Genomic DNA, 18,773 nt, shown 5'->3' with positions numbered 1-18,773 from the left:
AATTCAAAGCGCCTTGCAAGGACGCAAATCGCCGCGTTTGCAGGCGCAGCAATGGCAAACCCGCGTTTTCCCTGCGTCGCTTTGTCTTTGACGCTTGACGTTGCGATGGCTAAGGTCGCCGCAATTTGAAACCGTTTTGGCTGATCGGCTGCTGATGAACCTCAAGGAACTTGCCTCGCGTCTGGGCCTGTCGCCCACCACCGTCAGCCGGGCGCTGAACGGGTATGCCGAGGTGAATGAGGCCACGCGCGAACGGGTGATGGCCGAAGCCAAGCGCCACAATTATCGCCCCAACACCCGCGCGATCCGTCTGGCCACGGGGCGCGCCTTTGCTGTGGGCCATGTGATTCCCGTGGCCACCCGGCATGAAATCGTGAACCCGATCTTCGCCGATTTCATCGCCGGGGCGGGCGAAACCTACAGCCGCAACGATTATGACATGTTGCTGTCGGTGGTGCCCGATGATCAGGAAGAAGAAACCTACCGTGCGCTGAAATCCAAGGGCAATGTTGATGGGGTGATCGTGCATGCCCCGCGCATGAACGACCCCCGGATCGCCTTGCTGCACAAGATCGACATGCCCTTTGTGGTACATGGCCGCGCCACGGGGGCCGCCCTGCCCTACAGCTGGCTGGATGTGAACAACCGCCGGGCCTTTCAGCGGGCCACCGAATTTCTGCTGGATCTGGGCCATCGCCGCATCGGCTTGGTCAACGGGCTGGAATTCATGGATTTCGCCATTCGCCGCCGCACGGGCTATGTGGATGCGCTGACCGCCCGCGGCCTGACGCCCGAACCTGCGCTGATGGCCTCGGATGAGATGACCGAGATTTCGGGCTATCGCGCCGCGCGCAAGATGCTGATGCTGCCCGCACCGCCGACGGCGTTGCTGTGTGCCTCGATGATTTCGGGCATGGGCGCGCGGCGGGCCGTGCAGGACATGGGGCTGGTGATGGGGCGCGATGTCAGTGTGATCATCCATGACGACGATCTGAGTTACATGAAGAACGGCGATGATGTGCCGCTGTTCACGGCCACGCGGTCTTCGGTGCGCGAGGCGGGGCGGCTGGCTGCCGAGATGTTGCTGGAATTGATCGCCAACCCCAGCCTTGGCCCCCGCGAAAAGCTGCTGGAAGCCGAACTGATCATGGGCCAGTCCACCGGCCCTGCCCCCGTCTGACTGGCCCTGCGCCCAAAGAACATCAAGAAAGACACCCGATGCCGCTGACCCGTTTTGACTTTCCGTCCGACTTTGTCTTCGGTGCGGCCACCGCTGCCTATCAGATCGAAGGATCGGGCTTTGGTGGCTGTGGCCCGTGCCATTGGGATACGTTCAGCGCCACACCCGGCAATGTGGTGCGCGCCGAAAGCGGGGTGCGGGCGTGCGACCACTACCATCTGTGGCCGCAGGATCTTGATCTGATCAAGGCGGCGCAGATGGATGCTTACCGCTTTTCCACCAGTTGGGCGCGGGTCATGCCCGATGGGGTGACGGTGAACCCCGACGGGATGGATTTCTATGACCGTCTGGTGGATGGCATGCTGGCGCGGGGCCTGAAGCCGTTTCAGACGCTGTATCACTGGGAACTGCCATCGGCCCTGGCCGACAAGGGCGGCTGGACCAACCGCGACACCTGTCTGCGCTTTGCCGATTTTGCCGAAACCATCACCCGCCGGCTGGGCGACCGTGTGGCCTCGATCGCCACGGTGAACGAGCCGTGGTGCGTGGCCTGGCTGTCGCATTTCATTGGCGCCCATGCCCCCGGTCTGCGCGACATCCGCGCCGCCGCGCGGGCGATGCATCATATCTTGCTGGCGCATGGTCTGGCGGTGGAACGCCTGCGCGGCATGGGCCAGCCCAATCTGGGCATCGTGCTGAATTTCGACCATGCGGAACCGGCCAGCCCATCTGCCGCCGATGTTCAGGCCGCCGCCCGCGCCGATGGCATCTTTAACCGCTGGTTCATCGAGGCGATCACCCGCCAAAGCTATCCCGAGGTGGTGCTGGACGGGCTGGCCCCCCATATGCCCGACCGCTGGCAAGAGGATATGCCCATCATCGGCCAGAAGATCGACTGGCTGGGGGTGAATTACTACACCCGCCACCTGCACGCCCATGACCCGGCCGCCCCCTGGCCGCATCTGCGCGATGTGCCCGGACCATTGCCCAAGACGCAAATGGGGTGGGAGATCTATCCCGACGGCCTGCACACGTTCCTGACCCGGATGGCGCGCGATCATGTGGGCGATCTGCCGATCTATGTGACGGAAAACGGGATGGCCTTTGCCGATACCGTGCAGGATGGCGCAGTGACAGATGGCCCGCGCGAAGATTTTGTCTTTGCCCATCTGGCCGCCACGAAACGCGCCATTGCCGATGGGGCCAATGTAAAGGGCTTTTTCTATTGGTCCTTGCTGGACAATTACGAATGGGCCGAGGGCTATGAAAAACGCTTTGGTCTGGTTCATGTCGATTTCGACAGCTTGGCAAGAACCCCCAAATCCTCGTATCACGCAGTGGCACGGGCCTTGGCCCGAAACGATTAGGCCGCCGATCACCGCAGCCTGAACAGATTGAGGAATGCCATGACCCTTGCCCTTTTGGCCGATATCGGCGGCACCAATACCCGCGTGGCGCTGGCCGATGGGGCAACGGTCCGGCCAGAGTCGATCCGCCGTTTTCCCAATGCCGCGTATAAGGCCAAGGGTCAGGATATCGCCCAGATCCTGCGCGACTATCTGGCCCAGACCGGTGCGCAGGTTTCTGGTGTTTGTGTGGCTGCGGCAGGCCCGGTGCAGGATGGCGTTGCCAGCATGACCAATCTGGACTGGGTGATGGATGCCCCCAAGCTGATCGCCGCCACCGGCGCGCAGACCTGTGCGCTGCTGAATGATTTGCAGGCCCAAGGCCATGCGCTGGGCCATGTGCCCGAGGCCAAGCTGAACCGTATCGTCGATGGCCCGGCCCATCCGGGCGGGGCGATGCTGGTGGTGGGCCTTGGCACGGGGGTGAATGCGGCCCCGGTGCATGGCACCGGCACCGCGCGCATCGTGGCCCCGTCAGAATGCGGTCATGTGAACATGCCGGTGCGCAGCGACGAAGACCTTGCCCTGATGCATTTCATCGAAGCACTGCTGACATCGCGCGGGGAAACCCCGCATTGCGGGGTAGAGGAGGTGCTGTCGGGCCGCGGTCTGGCCAATCTCAATGCCTTTGCAGCCTCGTGCCTGGGGCAAAGCAGCATCGCCCCTTCTGCCGAAGTTCTGGCCGCACTGGATAAGGGTGAGCCCGTCGCCACCCATGCAGCCCGGCTTTACACCCGCATTCTGGCGCAGATGCTGGCCGATCAGGCGCTGATCCATCTGCCCTATGGTGGCATCTTTCTGATCGGTGGCATGGCCCGCGCGATGACCCCGCATTTCGCCCGCTTTGGCCTTGGCCCCACCTTCCGCGAGCCGCGCCGCGTTGATCTGCTGCAAACCGCGTTTTCGATCACCGTTGTCGAAGATGATTACGCCGCGCTGACAGGTTGCGCCGCCTATCTGGCCGCGCAAACCGTCTGACCATCCAAACCCAAGGCCCGGCCTGCCCGTGGGCAATCCGCCCCCGGCGCTGCGCCTTATTTGGGCAGCCGTTCTGCCAGAAATTGCAGGGCCACGCCCAGGCCATCTGGGGCGATCCCGTGCCCTGTGCCCTGCATCACATGGCCAAAGGTTTCAAAGCCTGCCGCCACCAGCGCATTGCCGGCCAAAGCCATATCCTGAAACGGCACGACATCATCCTGATCGCCATGGATCAGCAAGACCGGCGGCTTGACCTGCGCCTCGGTGGCCAAGGCGTCAGGTTGCAACAGCCGCCCCGAGATCGCCACCACCCCGGCCACCGGCGCCGCCCGACGCGGGGCGACATGCAGGCTGATCATCGCACCTTGCGAAAACCCAACCAGCGCCAAGGCCTCGGGGCCAAGGCCTTCGGCCTGCAAGATGCCATCCAGAAACCCGTTCAGATCCTCGGCCGCGCGCAGCAGCCCTTGCCGAGCGGCCTCTTCGCTGGACCCATCCAGCCACGGAATCGGGAACCATTGCCGCCCGAAAGGATTGCCCGCGCAGGGTTCGGGTGCATTGGGGGAATAAAAGGCCGTGTCGGGCAGGTGCGGCGCCAGCGGATCGGCCAGCCCCAAAAGATCGGCCCCATCGGCGCCATATCCATGCACAAAGACCACGACGGACCGCGCCGCCCCTTTTTCCGCCCCACGGCGTTCTGACGTCAATTCCCGCATCAGCGTATTCCTTCCCGTTCCTTTGCCACCCGGTAGTAGGCCCAGAGCGCGCGCGCCGCAACTGCCCGCCACGGCGCCCAGTCCTGTGCCATGGCGCGCAGGGCCCTTTCACTGGGCCGTTCCGGCAGATCGTAAAGAAGTCTGGCCGCCTCTTGCAGCGCCAGATCGCCGGGCGCAAAGACATCGGCTCGGCCAAGGGCGAACATCAGATAGATCTCGGCTGTCCAGCGCCCGATGCCCGGCACCGCCACCAGATGCGCCACGGCCTCGGCTTCGGGCATGGCGCGCAGGGCAGCGAAATCAACGCGGGATTGCGCCAGTGCCTGCGCATAGCGGATCTTTTGGCGGCTAAGGCCAACGGCGCGCAAGGCCTCGTCCGGGGCCGTGGCCACTGTGGCGCGGTGGGTCAGACCTGCGGCCTGCATCCGGCCCCAGATCGCATTGGCCGAGGCAACCGACACCTGCTGGCTGACCATGGCCGACAGCAGCGTTTCAAAGCCATCGGCACTGCGGCGCAGCGGCAAAGGGCCGGTCAGGGCCAAAGATCGGGCAAAGGGCGGGTGATGCGCAGCCAGCCACGCCGCCCCCTCTGCCACATCCGCCTCTGTCTCGATGATGCGCCCGACCATATCCGCCTGCTCATATTCGCCGCGTGGCATAAGTTGCGGCTTGCCAGTTCCGGGCCAAAGCCCTACCGATTTGCCCATGACCCTTGATACAGATGCCACCGCCCGCCGCAATGTCTTCGTCCTTGTCGCCGCCCAAGCGATCTTGGGCGCACAGATGCCGATGATCTTTACCATTGCCGGTCTTGCCGGGCAGTCTTTGGCGCCCAATGCCTGCTGGGCGACCCTGCCGATCAGCTTTACGGTCATCGGCTCGATGCTGACGGCCACCCCGATTTCGGCCTTTATGCAGAAATACGGGCGGCGGGCCGGATTTGTGGCCGGCGCCTTGGGCGGGGCATTGGGGGCCAGTATCGGCGCCTATGGGCTGTATATCCAGAATTTCTGGGTGTTCGTCCTGGGTGCCTTTTTCACTGGCATCTACATGAGTGCGCAGGGCTTTTACCGCTTTGCCGCGGCCGATACCGCGTCAGAGACGTTTCGGCCCAAGGCGATTTCCTGGGTGATGGCGGGGGGGCTGTTGTCAGCGGTGCTGGGGCCCCAACTGGTCAAGGCCACGGCGCAAAGCTTTGTCGTGCCCTTTCTGGGCACCTATCTGGCTGTCATCGCGCTGAATCTGGTGGGGATGTTCCTGTTCGCGGGCCTGTCGATCCCCAAGCCGCGAGCCAAAGTGGCGGGCGATCCGGTGGGCCGCAGCCGGGCCGAGTTGCTGCGCACCCCGGTGATTGCCGTGGCGATGATCTGCGCCACGGTCTCTTACGCGCTGATGAACCTTGTGATGACCTCGTCTCCGCTGGCGGTGGTGGGCTGCGGCTTTGAAACTGGCGATGCGGCCGATGTGGTGACAGCCCACGTGCTGGCCATGTATGCGCCCAGCTTTATCACCGGCCATATCATCGCGCGGATCGGCGTTGAAAAGGTGATCGCCCTGGGCCTTGTCATTCTGGCCGGGTCAGGGGCCGTCGCCATGGCCGGGGTCGATCTGGAAAACTTTTTCATCGCCCTGATCTTGCTGGGTGTGGGCTGGAATTTCGGCTTTATCGGCGCAACCACCATGCTGACCGCCGCACAGCGCCCGGAAGAGCGTGGACGGCTTCAGGGCCTGAACGATCTGATCGTCTTTGGTGGTGTGACCATGGCCAGCTTTTCGTCGGGCGGGCTGATGAACTGCTCGGGCGGGTCGGTGCAGGCGGGCTGGCAATTGGTCAATCTGGCCATGCTGCCCTTCCTTGTGCTGGCAGGGGGCGCGCTGATCTGGCTGTGGATGCAGCCGCGCGAAACCCGCGCCTGAGGCGGCCTAGGCCATCCCGGTCAGCGCCCGCCACAACAACTTGCCGCGCCGCGTGAATTCCGGCAGATGCAGCCGCCCCTCGGCCACGGCCATCGGGTCCATCGCGGCAAGCCGCAAAAGAGCCTCGGCCTGCCACCCGGCCAGCACAGCCGGGCGTGCCGCTTTGGGCCATCCGGCCCGGCGGGCCGCTTGCAGGCGGATCAGGCCACGGCTGGCCAGATGCTGCACCGCTGCTGGCCGTCCGTCGATCAGCGGAATACGCCCCCGCGCCGCAAGTTCCGGCACTGCGCGCAGGTAATTGGCCAAAGCCGCGGCCCAGCCAAAGCCGCGTACCGCCGCCTCGGCCTCTGGCCCTGCCCCAGTGGCCCGCGCGGCCAACCACATCAGACCGGCGCCCGTATCCTCGATATAGGCGTCAAAGGCGGCTTCATCGGCGAAGGGTTCTTTGTAGATATCCCACCGCCGCGCCTCGATCAGGCGGTCGATCACCTCTAGTGGCAGGTCTGCCGCCTGAATCACCGCATGAAAGGGCGAGACAACCTCATGCGCGCGGGGGCTGGCCTCGGCCACGACATCGCGCCACCATTGCAACCGCATCTCGGCAATCATCGGCTCTTTGGTCACCCAAGGTGCCCGCGCGACCTCAAGGTTGAACGCATAAAGCGGCAGCAGTTGCGCGCGCGCCGCCACGGGGGCGGCCATGACGGCCAAAAAGCGGTCAGGATCGCCGCGTTCCACCAGTTTTGCGCAGGCTTCAACACTCATGCCGGGGTCACCACTGTCAGATAATAGCCGTAATCGCCGCCATGCGCCCGCCACAGATCAATCTCGGCCTGCGTGTCATCCAGAACGGCGGTCAAATCTGCATCGGCACCGGGGCGCAATTGCGCCAGCTTTTCCGACAACGGCCCGTAATAGGCCTGCCACGCCGCCGCACCCAGCCAGCGCGCCCCCTTGACGCGCCACCCCGCCGCATCCAGCCGCGCCAAATGGCCCGGCAGATCGCACATGGCCGGATAATCGCGTGACCAGAAGGCCTTGGCCGCAGCAGCAGGCCGTGCCGTGCGCCAAAGGCAATCGGAAAAGGCAATCGCCCCGCCCGGGCGCAAACAGGGCCGCCAGGCCGACAGCGCCGCCATCACCCCCGGCCCATAAGCCGCCCCCGCCGACCAGATCAGATCAAAGCTGCCCTCTGGTTCCAGCATATCACCCACAATCGCCTGAACCTGCGGCAGGTCGGCCCTGATGCGCTCGATAAACGGCGGATGCAGGTCAATGCCCACCAGATCGGCCGCCGGACGCAGATCAGACACCACCGCCAGATCAGCCCCCGGCCCACAGCCCGCATCCAGAATACGCGCGCGCGCCGGGGTTCCCGCAAGATCCAGCGCCCAGGACAGGCTCTCGGTATCGCCCGGCGCCTCTCGCGGCAGGCCTTGATGCAGCTCGAAAAAGGCAGCACTCATTCTGCAGCCCCGGCCAAGGGCACCGGCTGGCCCATATCGCGGATCAGCTTCCATTGGATCGCATCCAGCAGCGCCTCAAAGCTGGCATCCACTATATTCGGGCTGACCCCCACAGTTGACCAGCGCCGCCCCTGCCCATCCTCGCTGTCGATGATGACACGGGTCACCGCCTCGGTGCCGCCTTGGGTGATGCGCACCTTGAAATCGACCAGCCGCATATCGTCGATCACCGCCTGATACGGCCCCAGATCCTTGCCAAGCGCCTTGGACAGGGCATTGACCGGGCCACGGTCGCTGCCCAACTCATCCATGCTGTCTGACACCGACATCATCTTGCGGTCGCCGATCTTGACCACCACCACCGCCTCGGACAGGCTGATCATCCGGTCATAGCGGTTCTTGCGCCGCTCGACCGTCACCCGATAGCGCTTGACCTCAAAGAAACTGGGGCACAGGCCTAATTCGCGCCGGGCCAGCAATTCGAAACTGGCCTGGGCGCCGTCATAGGCATAGCCCTGATCCTCGCGCGCCTTGATCTCATCCAGAATGCGGGCCAACCGGCTGTCCTTCGGATCCACCTCGATCCCCGCCTGCGCCAGACGGGCCCGCAGGTTCGACTGCCCGGCCTGGTTGGACATCGGAATGATCCGCGCATTGCCCACGGTTTCGGGGGCAATATGCTCATAGGTGGTGGGGTCTTTCAAAATCGCACTGGCATGCAACCCGGCCTTATGCGCAAAGGCCGATGCCCCGACATAGGCCGCCGAGCGCAGCGGCACCCGGTTCAGGATGTCATCAAGCATACGGCTGACCCGCAGCAAACCGGTCAGCCCCTCGGCATCGACCCCGATCTCAAACCGGTCCTTGTAGGGGGCTTTCAACAACAGCGTCGGGATCAACGACACCAGATTGGCATTGCCACAGCGTTCCCCCAACCCGTTCAGCGTGCCCTGAATCTGGCGCACCCCGGCATCCACGGCCGCCAGCGAACAGGCCACCGCCGTGCCGGTATCGTCATGGCAATGAATGCCCAGCCGATCCCCCGGCACCCCGGCCGCAATCACCTCGGCCACCACGCGCCCCACCTCGGCCGGCAAGGTGCCGCCATTGGTGTCGCACAGCACAATCCACCGCGCCCCCGCCTCTAGCGCCGCGCGCAGACAGGCCAGCGCATAGGCTGGATTGGCCCGATAGCCGTCAAAGAAATGCTCGGCATCAAACAGCGCCTCGCGCCCCTTGGCCACGACATGGGCCACCGACTCGGCAATCGCCGCCCGGTTTTCCTCCAGCGAGCAGCCAAGCGCGGTCGTCACATGAAACTCATGCGTCTTGCCCACCAGACAAACCGCCGGCGTGCCCGCATCCAGCACCGCCGACAGCACATCATCATTCGAGGCCGACCGCCCCACCCGCTTGGTCATGCCAAAGGCGGTAAAGGTGGCGCGGGTTTGGGGCCGGGCCGCAAAGAAATCACTGTCGGTCGGGTTCGCCCCCGGCCAGCCGCCCTCGATGTGATCTACCCCCAGATCATCCAGCGCGCGCGCAATCTGGATCTTCTCGGCCACGGAAAACTGCACCCCTTGGGTCTGCTGCCCGTCGCGCAGTGTGGTGTCGTAAAGATACAGCCGCTCACGCATGGCTGGCCCCTTCATCTTGGGAAAAATACTCTCGGGGGGCGTCGCCGCAGGCGACGGGGGGCAGACAGCCCCCCTTCTTTGGGGCCAAGGTCAGGCTCACAACAGCCCCTCCAGTTTGGCCGCATCAAAGCCCGGCCCCGGCACCAGGTCCACCCCGGCCTTCGACATCCGCACCTCGACCCCGGCGGCAATCAGGGCGGATTTCAGCGCATCAACCTGCGAAAAATCCTTTGACACCATGGCCGCGGCGCGGAGGGTTGCGAATTTTTCCGCATAGGGGGACAGATCGACCGACAGCACCGCCCAGTCGCCCTGATCATCCGCCATCAGCCCCAACAGCGCGGCCGAGCCTTTCAGCGCGACCCAGTCGCCGCTTGCAGCTGCCGCATGCAGGGCGGCAATGGCCGCTGCGGTGTTCAGATCATCGGCAAGGGCCTCGACCACGGCAGGCAACGGTTCTGTCGCAGCCACAGCCCCAGAACTCGCCGCCCGCCACTTGCGCAGCGTCGCCTCGGCCTGTCGCGCCTTCTCGGCCGTCCAGTCCATCGGGCTGCGGTAATGCGTAGACAGCATCACAAACCGGATCACCTCGCCCGGATAGCCCTGATCCAAAAGATCGCGCACGGTAAAGAAATTGCCCAAGGATTTGGACATCTTCTTGCCCTCGACCTGCAACATCTCGTTGTGCATCCAATAGCGCGCGAAGGTGCCATGCTCATGGGCGCAGGCGCTCTGCGCGATCTCATTCTCATGGTGCGGAAATTGCAGATCCAGCCCGCCGCCGTGGATGTCAAAGCTGTCGCCCAGCAACTCATGGCTCATGGCGCTGCATTCGATATGCCAGCCGGGCCGGCCCCGGCCCCAGGGGCTGTCCCAGCCCGGCAGATCGGCATCCGAGGGCTTCCACAGCACGAAATCCATCGGATCTTCCTTGAACGGCGCGACCTCTACCCGTGCGCCTGCGATCATGTCATCGACCGACCGGCCCGACAGCGCGCCATAGCCTTTGTAAGACCGCACCCGAAACAGCACATGGCCATTGGCGGCATAGGCATGGCCCTTGGCGATCAGCCCTTCGATCATCGCAATCATCGCGCCGATATATTCGGTGGCGCGCGGTTCGTGATCGGGGCGCAGCGCACCAAGGGCGTCCATATCGGCGTGATACCAGGCGATGGTTTCCTCGGTCCGCTCGCGGATCAGCGCCTCTAGGCTTTCCGGGCGGCCCGCAGCCTTGCGGCGCTGCGCCTCGGCGTTGATCTTGTCATCCACATCGGTAAAGTTGCGCACATAGGTGACGTGATCCGCGCCATAGACATGGCGCAGCAGCCGATACAGCGTATCAAACACCAGCACCGGGCGGGCATTGCCCAGATGGGCGCGGTCATAAACGGTGGGGCCGCAGACATACATCCGCACATTGGCCGGATCGATCGGCACGAAATCTTCCTTCGTGCGGGTCTTTGAATTCGTCAGACGGATCGTCACCATAGTTCCATTCCTTCGCGGCACGCGCCTCGCCCCGCGCGGGTCCGAGCCAACTTCCTGTGACTTTGGGAATGTTGACAAGCCCCCGCGCGACCAGTGGTCAGCGGGTAATGCAGCAGATGCCGATGATGTGCAGCCTTGTCATGCGCTGTTCTTACGCGCGCTTGCCCCTGTCGCCAAGTCCTTTATGACAGGAAACGGGGTGGAAAAGGGCAAGCACATGAACCACGATGATCTGCGCGACTGGTCGAAACGTGCGGCGGACTGGGCGCATGGCTACCACGCGGGCCTGCGCGACCGCCCGGTTCGCGCGCCCTTGATCCCCGGCAAGATCGCGGCGCAACTGCCACAGGCGCCCCCGGAACAGGCCGAAGGCATGGAACAGATCTTTGCCGATTTCGAGGCGATCCTGCCCGGTATCACCCATTGGCAGCACCCGCGCTTTTTCGCCTATTTCCCGGCCAATGCCGCGCCCGCCAGCATGTTGGCCGAACAACTGGCCAATGCGATCGCCGCCCAAGGCATGATCTGGCAAACCAGCCCGGCCCTGACCGAGGTCGAGCAGGTGATGATCAAGTGGCTGACGCAAGCGCTTGGCCTGCCTGATGAATTCACGGGCACCATCCATGACAGCGCCACCACGGCCACACTGTCTGCGGTGCTGACGATGCGCGAGGCTGCGCTGAACTGGCGCGGGCTGACCCAAGGGCTGTCAGGCGCGCCGCGCTTGCGGCTGTATTGCAGCGCCGAAACCCATTCCAGCGTCGACAAAGCCGCGCGTCTGGCGGGCATTGGTCAGGACAATCTGGTGAAAGTGCCCACCGACAGCACCCTGTCGATGAAACCGGGTGCCTTGGCCGGGGCCATCGCCGCCGACCGTGCGGCTGGTTTTCTGCCCATTGGCGTTGTGCTGTGCGCCGGGGGCACCAGCGTTGGCGCCTTTGATCGGATGCGTGACTGCATCGCCATCGCCCATGCCGCGGGCCTGCCCGTTCATGTCGATGCCGCCTGGGCCGGCAGTGCGATGATATGCCCGGAATTCCGCGAGTTATGGGCGGGTGTTGAAGCGGCTGACAGCATCGTTTTCAACCCGCACAAATGGCTGGGGGCGCAATTTGACTGTGCGGTGCAGTTCCTTCGCGACCCCACGCCGCAGGTCAAGACCCTGGGCCTGCGCCCCAGTTATCTGGAAACGGCGGGCAAAGAGGATATCGTCAATTTCAACGAATGGACGGTGCCGCTGGGCCGCCGCTTTCGCGCGTTGAAACTGTGGTTCACCTTGCGCGCCTATGGGCTGGAGGGACTGCGGAGCCGCATTCGCAACCATGTGGCCTGGGCGCAAGAGGCCTGCGATGCCATTGCCAAGATCGACGGAATATCAATAATTACAAAGCCTTCGCTGTCACTCTTTACCTTTGCGTGCAGCACCGATGCGCAAACCGAAAGCCTGCTGGGCAAGATCAACGACGATGGCCGCATCTATCTGACGCAAACCCGCCACAAGGGGCGGTTGGTCATTCGCATGCAGGTCGGGCAGTTTGACTGCACGCGTGACGATGTCATGCTGGCGCCACAGGTGATTTCCGAGCTGATGGTGTAACACATGCTGCGCGCCCTTGCCTTGCTGCTGTTCCTGCCCTTTGCCGCCTTGGCGCAGGGCTTGCCCGCCCCGGTGTCAGACCGGATCAACGATTTTGCCGATCTGCTGCCCCCAGAGGCACAGGCCCGCGTGGCCCAGCTGCTGCAATCGGGGCGCGACGAAACCGGTGTGCATGTGGTTGTGGTGACCATGGACAAGATGGCCGACAACGGGGGCGTCGGAGAGCCGATTTCAGAATATGCAAAACGTCTTTTTAATCAATGGGCTATTGGCGATTCCTCACGCAATGATGGCATCCTGATCCTGGTTGCGGTGACAGATCGCGAAATGCGGATTGCGCTGGGGTCGGGCTATCCGGTGATTTGGGACAATGCGGCCCAGCGGGTTATTGACCGCTATATGCTGCCCGAGTTCAGTCAAGACCGCTATGCCGAGGGCATCGAAGCGGGCGTTGCGGCGACCTATGATTTGATCGCACGGCCCTTTGCCGCGGGTCAGGCGGCCCCGGAGGATGAGGGAGAGCCGACAGACTGGTTCGGCCTTGGCCTGTTGGCCCTGTTCGGGGCGGGGATGGTCGCCTTGGTCATGCGCTCGCCGCTTGGCAATCTGGTCATCCGGTTGCGCGCCTGCCCAAATTGCGGCCAGCGCCGTCTGCGGCGCACGCGTGAGACATTGGAAGAGCCCACGGACGACGCCTCTGGCCGCGGAGTGTTTCACATTCGATGCAGCGCCTGCGGCCATGAGCGCACCAAGCCGTTCATCATCCCCAGCCGTCAGTCCAGCGGGTCTTCCTCGGGCTTTGGCGGGGGGTCGTCGTCGGGCGGCGGCGCCAGCGGTAAGTGGTAGGGGGAAAAGCGCCCCCTACCCTTTCTTATCAGACGCTTAGAAGCGGAAGTTGATCTTGGCTTGCGCCGTGGTTGCGTCAATGTCGCTGCCGGTGCCGCCAAAATTGCTGAAGTGATGGTTGCCCAATTCGCCACCAACGCTCCACTGATCGGTCAGCGCATATTCAGCGCCAAGGCCCAGATAATAGCCATTATCGCTGACATCGACCCCGCCCACGGTGGCCGAAGCGCGCGCCAGACCGGCGGCCCCATACACCAGCGTATTGCCCAGATCATAGCCCAAGGTCACGTTCAGCTTGGCCACGTCATCAAGGCTGTCACCCGCGGTGCCCAGATCAATATTGGCGCTGTCATAGCTGACTTCGGCCCCGGCAACGATCTGGCCATAGTCAAAGCGGTATCCGGCATGCACACCGCCGATGGCACCATCCCCATCAAAGGCCGTGCCCGCCGACCCAAGATCGCCATAGCCAAGCTGCGCCCCCACATAGCCGCCGGTCCATTCCCCGCTGGGTGCGACCATGGGCACCGGTGCGGCCTCGACCATCGGTTCGGGGGCAACTTCGATCGGGCCACCGGCCCAGGCCCCTTGTGCGGCCACAAGGCCCGAAGCCAGCGTCATCACTGCTGCGATATTGCGTTTCATCTCATGTCTCCTGTTACATGGCGGCGAAACTTCATCCGCCGTCTGAGATCAATTGCGCGCGGCAACGGGGAACAACAAGGGCCGCTCACGGCGACTTGACGGGGGCTTTTTGCCGAAAGCCAAAGCCCGCCGGTGCGGGCGGGCTTTGGTGCAGTTTCTTGCCGAAAAAGCGGGTCTAACCGCGCTCGGCCAATTCCAGCCACTCTTCCTCGGCCGCCGCCAAGGCAGACTGACGCTCGGTCAGGGCCTCGGTCGCCTTGTTGAATTTGGCAGGCTCTTTGGCAAAAAGATCTGGCGCAGACAGAAATTCGGTCAGCTTGGCGATTTCGGCCTCAAGCCGTGCCATGACGGCGGGCAGATCATCCAGCCGCTTTCTTTCGGTAAAGCTCAGCCCCTTGCGCTCGGCCTTGGGTGGCTCGGGTGCTTTTTCTGCGGGCCGTTCTGCCAGCCGTTCTGCGGGCTTTTCGGCCTTTGACGCGGTCTTGGCGGCCTCGGCCACAGCTTCGGGGCGTTGTGCGGCGTAATCTGACCAACCGCCCGGATAGACCGTGGCCCGGCCATCGCCTTCCATCGCGATGGTGGCCGTGGCCAGACGGTCAATAAAATCGCGGTCGTGGCTGACCAGCAGGACAGTGCCGTCAAAATCCGACAGGATGTCTTGCAACAGATCCAGCGTTTCCACATCCAGATCGTTGGTCGGTTCATCCAGCACCAACAGGTTGGACGGCTTGGCCATCAGCTTGGCCAACAAGAGCCGCGCCTTTTCCCCCCCTGACAGCGATTTGACGGGCGCACGCGCCTGCCGTTCGTCAAAGAGAAAGTCCTTGAGATAAGCCACCACATGTTTGGGCGTGCCGCGCACCATCACCTGATCTGACGCGCCCGAGACGCGCATCAACGGATCGCCCGTCAGGTTTTCCCATAGGCTGGCCTCTGGGTCCAGTTGGGCGCGGCTTTGGTCAAAGACCGCCACATCCAGATTGGTGCCCAAGGTCACGCTGCCCGCATCGGGTTCTACTGTGCCCAGCAGCATTTTCAGCACAGTGGTCTTGCCCACACCATTGGGGCCAACAAAGGCCACCCGGTCACCGCGCAGCACCCGCAGCGAAAAGTCGGTGACAATCGGCTTGTCGCCAAAGCGTTTCGAGACACCAACCGCCTCGATCACCTTCTTGCCGCTGGTGGTATTGGCCTCCAACTCCAGCGCAGCGGTGCCCTGACGCCGGATCTGCGAGGCGCGCTCGGCCCGCAGGGCCTGCAAGGCGCGCACCCGGCCCATGTTGCGCTTGCGCCGGGCCGAGATGCCTTCGACCGCCCATTTCGCCTCGGCCTTGATCTTGCGGTCCAGCTTGTGCCGGGCCTCATCCTCTTCGGCCCAGATCTGTTCACGCCACTCTTCAAACCCGTCAAACCCCGATTCGCGGCGGCGCACCTCGCTGCGGTCGATCCACAGCGTGGCTTTGGTCAGGGCGCGTAAAAAGGCGCGGTCGTGGCTGATCAACACAAAGGCCGTGCGCGTCTGGGTCAGTTCCCGCTCCAGCCATTCGATCGCCTGAATGTCCAGATGGTTGGTCGGCTCGTCCAGCAACATCAATTCGGGCGCTTCGGCCAGCAGTTTTGCCAGGGCCGCCCGCCGCCGCTCTCCGCCCGAGGCGGTGGCGACCGGGGTTTCGGGGTTGAACTTCAACCCTTCGGCCACCACGGCCACCCGATAGGATTCGCCCTCGGGCAAGCCACTGGCCGCGTAATCGCCCAAGGTGGCGAAGGCCGAAAGATCGGGGTCTTGCTCCATATAGCCGACGGCGGTGCCGGGCGTCACCACACGCCCGCCCCGATCGGGTTCGACCAAGCCGGCCATCACCTTCATCAAGGTCGATTTGCCCGAGCCGTTGCGGCCCACCAGGGCCACCCGGTCGCCCGGCTGGACAACCAGCGAAAGACCGTCAAAAACCGGATTGCCGCCAAAGGTCAGCGAGATGTCGGAAAGCTGTAAAAGGGGTGCGCGTGCCATGGCTGTCAGCTATGCGGCTGCGCGCGCAAGGTCAAGCAGGCGCGCATGCGGCAGATTTCATCGGCTCAAAAATATCGCGGGGTGGGCCAGGGTGCGTGGCCCCCGCTTTTGTTCAGGGATCAGGTCAGCTTGGGGGGGCGTGACGGGTCCATCCCGGGGGGCAAGGGCGCGGTCGGGGCCTCGGGCGTCAGGTCGGGCAGATCAAAGCGCAAGGCCACCCGCGCCATTGCCACCGCCGCCGGATCAGCCGCGCGCAGAAAGACCACATCGATCTCGCCAGCCTCGACACCCGAAAACACCAGGGCCTCGGCTGCGGCGCGGGCCAAGGCGGTTTGCGCCCCTTCGGCGGCATCAATAAAGGCCAGCAGATGCCCCCGCCGCCCGTCGCGCCAGGTTACAGCGGCCAAAAGCGCCGCGCGGGCAAGGCCACCAGCCCGCGCCAGTTTGGCATCCAGCCCCGTCACCAATGCATCGGGCAGGCCCTTGGGCGGGTGAAACTGGTCGGGCAGGCCCTCGGCTTCCTCGGGCCCATGGTCCAGCGCATCGGCCAGCCAATCCATCGCCTCGGCGGGCAGCAGCATTTCGGACGGGGCCACGCCAAGGTTCACGCCCAGCCCGATCCCCTGCCCCTTGAGCAGCCCGGCAATCACCCGGCCCGGCAACGCCGCATAGGGGGCCACGCCACCTGAAAATTCCGCCAACCGGTCTTCACGGTCAAAGACCAGAACGAATTTTCCGCTGTCGAGGTCGAACAGGCGCGGGTCCAGCGTCTCGCCCTCGGCCTCTTTTTCAAGCAGCAGGAACAATTCACCATCGGCCAGCCGCTCATAGAACCGCAGACGCGCGGTTTCATTCTCGGGGTCGGCAGAAACCGCCGCATGGGCGGCATCCAGCAGGGTCATCACGGTATCAGCCATCGGGCACCTCCAGCGCGTGGCGCACCGCCGCCCGCAAGTCGGGCAGCAGGTCTTGGGCAAACCACGGGTTTTTCTTCAGCCAACCCGTATTGCGCCATGACGGATGAGGCAAGGGAAAGACGCCCCGTCGGGCATGGGCCTGCCGCCAGCCTTGCACCATCTGTGTCACCGTGCCCGGCCCCAGATGCCAGCGGATCGCGGCCCCGCCCACGGCCAGCGTCAGCCTGATCCGCGGCAGATCAGCCATCACCGATGCCCGCCATGTGCGCGCACAGATGGCAGGGGGTGGCAGATCGCTGCCCTTGGCATCATAGCCGGGAAAGCAGAAGGCCATCGGCACAATCGCCACGCGGCTGCGGTCATAAAAGCTGGTCTCGTCCAGCCCCAGCCAGTCGCGCAAACGATCGCCCGACGGATCGGTAAAGGGGCGGCCCGAGGCATGAACGCGGGCGCCGGGTGCCTGACCTGCGATCAGCAGACGCGCTGTGTGGCCAAACCAGACAACGGGCCGCGGCGTATGGCCCGTGGCTGTGGCGGCAAAACGCCCGGCACAGATCTGGCAGGCGCGGATGCGGTCGGCCAAGGGCGGCTGTGGTGTCATCGCGCCCCCTTTCGCCATGCGACCATCCCCCGGCCTGTGCGCAACAGGCCGGGGCAATCTTGCGCGCTGCATTGCTTCGCCGGGCCTGAAACGATAGACCAAGGGTCAAGCAATGGGGCTGACCAAAGACTTCGGACCAGCATTATGTATCGTGTCTCTCCTTTTGTCCGCCATTTCGCCTTTGCCCTGCTGTCAGGAATTGGTCTGGCAACGCTTTGGGTCAATCTGGCCGCTGGCAGCTATTACGATGCCATCGAATGGCGGTTGCTAAGCCTGTCCCTACCCGGCTGGTTGTCAAGCACGCCCTTTGTCGTCACGCCGCTGTCGCTGGTTGCAGACGGGTTGATGGCGCTGTTCTTGTTCTTTGTCGGCAAGGAACTGTGGGAGGCGCTGATCCTTGAACGCGGGGCACTGTCTGGCAAGCGGGCGGTGCTGCCGCTTGCCGCCATGATCGGGGGCTGGATTGGTGCCGTTGTCGCGTGGCTGGTTATTGGTGCCTTGGTCGAAACCGCGCTCGAGGCGACACCGGGTGTTGGCTGGGCTGTGCCCATCGGGTCGGATGTGGTTCTGGGCTATCTGATCGGGCGGCGGGTGTTCGGGCCGGGGCATCCAGCGCTGCATCTGCTGTTGTTGCTGACCATCGGCAACGACATCGCCGGGCTGGTGGCGCTGGGTCTGGTTGATCCTGCGGCCGATTTGCGGATTTTGTGGCTGGGGCTGACAGCGCTGGCTGTGGCGGCGGTCTGGTGGGGCTTTGCCCGCCATGCCCGTGCCGAGCTGACAGAACGTGACCATCGCCGGGCCTTTCAGCTGTGGCCCTATATGTTGGCGGGGGCCGTGTCTTGGCTGGGGGTTGTGCTGGCCGGTTTGCCCGGCGCTTTGGGGTTGTTGCCGCTGATTCCGGTCATTCCCCATGCGGATCGCGCCTTTGGCCTGTTTGCCGAGGCCGAAGAATTCCTGCATGACCCGTTGAACAGATTGGCCCATCTGCTGGTCAAGCCGATTGCCGTGGTCTTGTTCCTGTTTGGCCTGACCCGCGGCGGGATCGACCTGCTGGCCCTGGCGCCGACGACAGTCACGGTGCTGGGGGCGATGTGGCTGGGCAAGCCCTTGGGGTTACTGATTGCGGCGGCGGTGGTGGGAATTTGGGGATATGCCATGCCTGCGGGCGTGCGGTTTCGCGATCTGGTGCTGGTGGCGCTGATTTCCGGCATCGGCTTTACAGTTCCGGTTCTGGCGCTGGACACCGCCTTGCCCGGTGGCGGCATGGCCGAGGCGGCCCGTGCCGGCTGCGCGCTGTCGATGGCCATGGGGCTTTTGGTCATCCTGATCGCACGGCTGCGCCAAAAGGCGTGACGAAAAGCG

General features: G+C 64.1%; 17 protein-coding genes. 7 read left to right on the top strand and 10 right to left on the bottom strand.

Features of this window, described 5'->3' with window-relative positions:
- Positions 1-154 precede the first annotated feature (154 nt).
- The 3 genes from V3C85_RS10730 to V3C85_RS10720 are packed head-to-tail and all read left to right on the top strand — an operon-like array spanning position 155 to position 3,564.
- Complete coding sequence (locus tag V3C85_RS10730) at positions 155-1,180, top strand: substrate-binding domain-containing protein (RefSeq protein ID WP_331795071.1); 1,026 nt, start codon at positions 155-157, stop codon at positions 1,178-1,180.
- Between the two features lie 38 nt (positions 1,181-1,218).
- Positions 1,219-2,547, top strand: coding sequence for a GH1 family beta-glucosidase (locus V3C85_RS10725; RefSeq protein WP_331795070.1), 1,329 nt, complete (start codon positions 1,219-1,221; stop codon positions 2,545-2,547).
- Positions 2,548-2,586: 39 nt separating this feature from the next.
- Positions 2,587-3,564: a glucokinase gene (locus V3C85_RS10720; protein WP_331795069.1), complete on the top strand. Its 978-nt coding sequence runs from the start codon at positions 2,587-2,589 to the stop codon at positions 3,562-3,564.
- 56 nt (positions 3,565-3,620) lie between these two features.
- Here the strand turns inward: V3C85_RS10720 and V3C85_RS10715 are convergent, their stop codons facing one another.
- Together V3C85_RS10715 and V3C85_RS10710 are read right to left on the bottom strand one after the other, a co-directional pair.
- A complete protein-coding gene (locus V3C85_RS10715; protein ID WP_331795285.1) occupies positions 3,621-4,283 on the bottom strand; it encodes an alpha/beta hydrolase in 663 nt (220 codons plus the stop codon).
- A complete protein-coding gene (locus tag V3C85_RS10710) occupies positions 4,280-4,909 on the bottom strand; it encodes a DNA-3-methyladenine glycosylase family protein (RefSeq protein ID WP_331795284.1) in 630 nt (209 codons plus the stop codon). Before V3C85_RS10710 ends, V3C85_RS10715 begins: the two co-directional genes overlap by 4 nt.
- Before the next feature lie 76 nt (positions 4,910-4,985).
- Between V3C85_RS10710 and V3C85_RS10705 the strand changes: the two genes are divergently transcribed.
- Complete coding sequence (locus V3C85_RS10705; RefSeq protein WP_331795068.1) at positions 4,986-6,197, top strand: MFS transporter; 1,212 nt, start codon at positions 4,986-4,988, stop codon at positions 6,195-6,197.
- Between the two features lie 6 nt (positions 6,198-6,203).
- Here V3C85_RS10705 and V3C85_RS10700 read toward each other — a convergent pair whose 3' ends face one another.
- The 4 genes from V3C85_RS10700 to cysS form a co-directional block, all read right to left on the bottom strand.
- Positions 6,204-6,962: a phytoene/squalene synthase family protein gene (locus V3C85_RS10700; protein ID WP_331795067.1), complete on the bottom strand. Its 759-nt coding sequence runs from the start codon at positions 6,960-6,962 to the stop codon at positions 6,204-6,206.
- Positions 6,959-7,663 (bottom strand): class I SAM-dependent methyltransferase, encoded by a 705-nt coding sequence (locus tag V3C85_RS10695; protein WP_331795066.1) that lies wholly within the window; start codon positions 7,661-7,663, stop codon positions 6,959-6,961. Before V3C85_RS10695 ends, V3C85_RS10700 begins: the two co-directional genes overlap by 4 nt.
- Positions 7,660-9,300, bottom strand: coding sequence for a citramalate synthase (gene cimA, locus V3C85_RS10690; protein ID WP_331795065.1), 1,641 nt, complete (start codon positions 9,298-9,300; stop codon positions 7,660-7,662). Before cimA ends, V3C85_RS10695 begins: the two co-directional genes overlap by 4 nt.
- A gap of 96 nt (positions 9,301-9,396) precedes the next feature.
- Positions 9,397-10,791, bottom strand: a complete 1,395-nt coding sequence (gene cysS / locus V3C85_RS10685; protein WP_331795064.1) for a cysteine--tRNA ligase — start codon at positions 10,789-10,791, stop codon at positions 9,397-9,399.
- Between the two features lie 217 nt (positions 10,792-11,008).
- Here cysS and V3C85_RS10680 point away from each other — a divergent pair, with 217 nt between their 5' ends.
- Both V3C85_RS10680 and V3C85_RS10675 read left to right on the top strand, forming a co-directional pair.
- Complete coding sequence (locus tag V3C85_RS10680) at positions 11,009-12,388, top strand: pyridoxal phosphate-dependent decarboxylase family protein (protein WP_331795063.1); 1,380 nt, start codon at positions 11,009-11,011, stop codon at positions 12,386-12,388.
- 3 nt (positions 12,389-12,391) lie between these two features.
- Entirely contained in the window at positions 12,392-13,234 is an 843-nt protein-coding gene (locus V3C85_RS10675) for a TPM domain-containing protein (protein WP_331795062.1), read from the top strand.
- Between the two features lie 36 nt (positions 13,235-13,270).
- On the opposite strand, the gene V3C85_RS10670 is transcribed toward V3C85_RS10675, so the two are convergent.
- From V3C85_RS10670 to V3C85_RS10655, 4 genes are all read right to left on the bottom strand, one after another.
- Positions 13,271-13,879: an outer membrane protein gene (locus tag V3C85_RS10670; protein ID WP_331795061.1), complete on the bottom strand. Its 609-nt coding sequence runs from the start codon at positions 13,877-13,879 to the stop codon at positions 13,271-13,273.
- 175 nt (positions 13,880-14,054) lie between these two features.
- The gene (locus V3C85_RS10665) at positions 14,055-15,890 is read right to left on the bottom strand and encodes an ABC-F family ATP-binding cassette domain-containing protein (RefSeq protein ID WP_331795060.1); all 1,836 of its coding nucleotides are present in this window, start codon (positions 15,888-15,890) and stop codon (positions 14,055-14,057) included.
- A 119-nt stretch (positions 15,891-16,009) separates the two neighbouring features.
- Positions 16,010-16,792: an SseB family protein gene (locus tag V3C85_RS10660; RefSeq protein WP_331795283.1), complete on the bottom strand. Its 783-nt coding sequence runs from the start codon at positions 16,790-16,792 to the stop codon at positions 16,010-16,012.
- 7 nt (positions 16,793-16,799) lie between these two features.
- Positions 16,800-17,408 (bottom strand): uracil-DNA glycosylase family protein, encoded by a 609-nt coding sequence (locus tag V3C85_RS10655; protein ID WP_331795059.1) that lies wholly within the window; start codon positions 17,406-17,408, stop codon positions 16,800-16,802.
- A gap of 144 nt (positions 17,409-17,552) precedes the next feature.
- On the opposite strand from V3C85_RS10655, the gene V3C85_RS10650 reads away from it, so the two are divergent.
- On the top strand, positions 17,553-18,764 hold the full coding sequence (locus V3C85_RS10650) for a Na+/H+ antiporter NhaA (RefSeq protein WP_331795058.1): 1,212 nt from the start codon (positions 17,553-17,555) through the stop codon (positions 18,762-18,764).
- The last annotated feature ends 9 nt before the right edge of the window (positions 18,765-18,773 follow it).

Source organism: Pseudotabrizicola sp. L79 (assembly GCF_036553525.1).
Classification (GTDB): domain Bacteria; phylum Pseudomonadota; class Alphaproteobacteria; order Rhodobacterales; family Rhodobacteraceae; genus Pseudotabrizicola.
The sequence above is the reverse complement of the archived record's forward strand: the minus strand, read 5'-3'. Positions and strand labels throughout refer to the sequence as shown.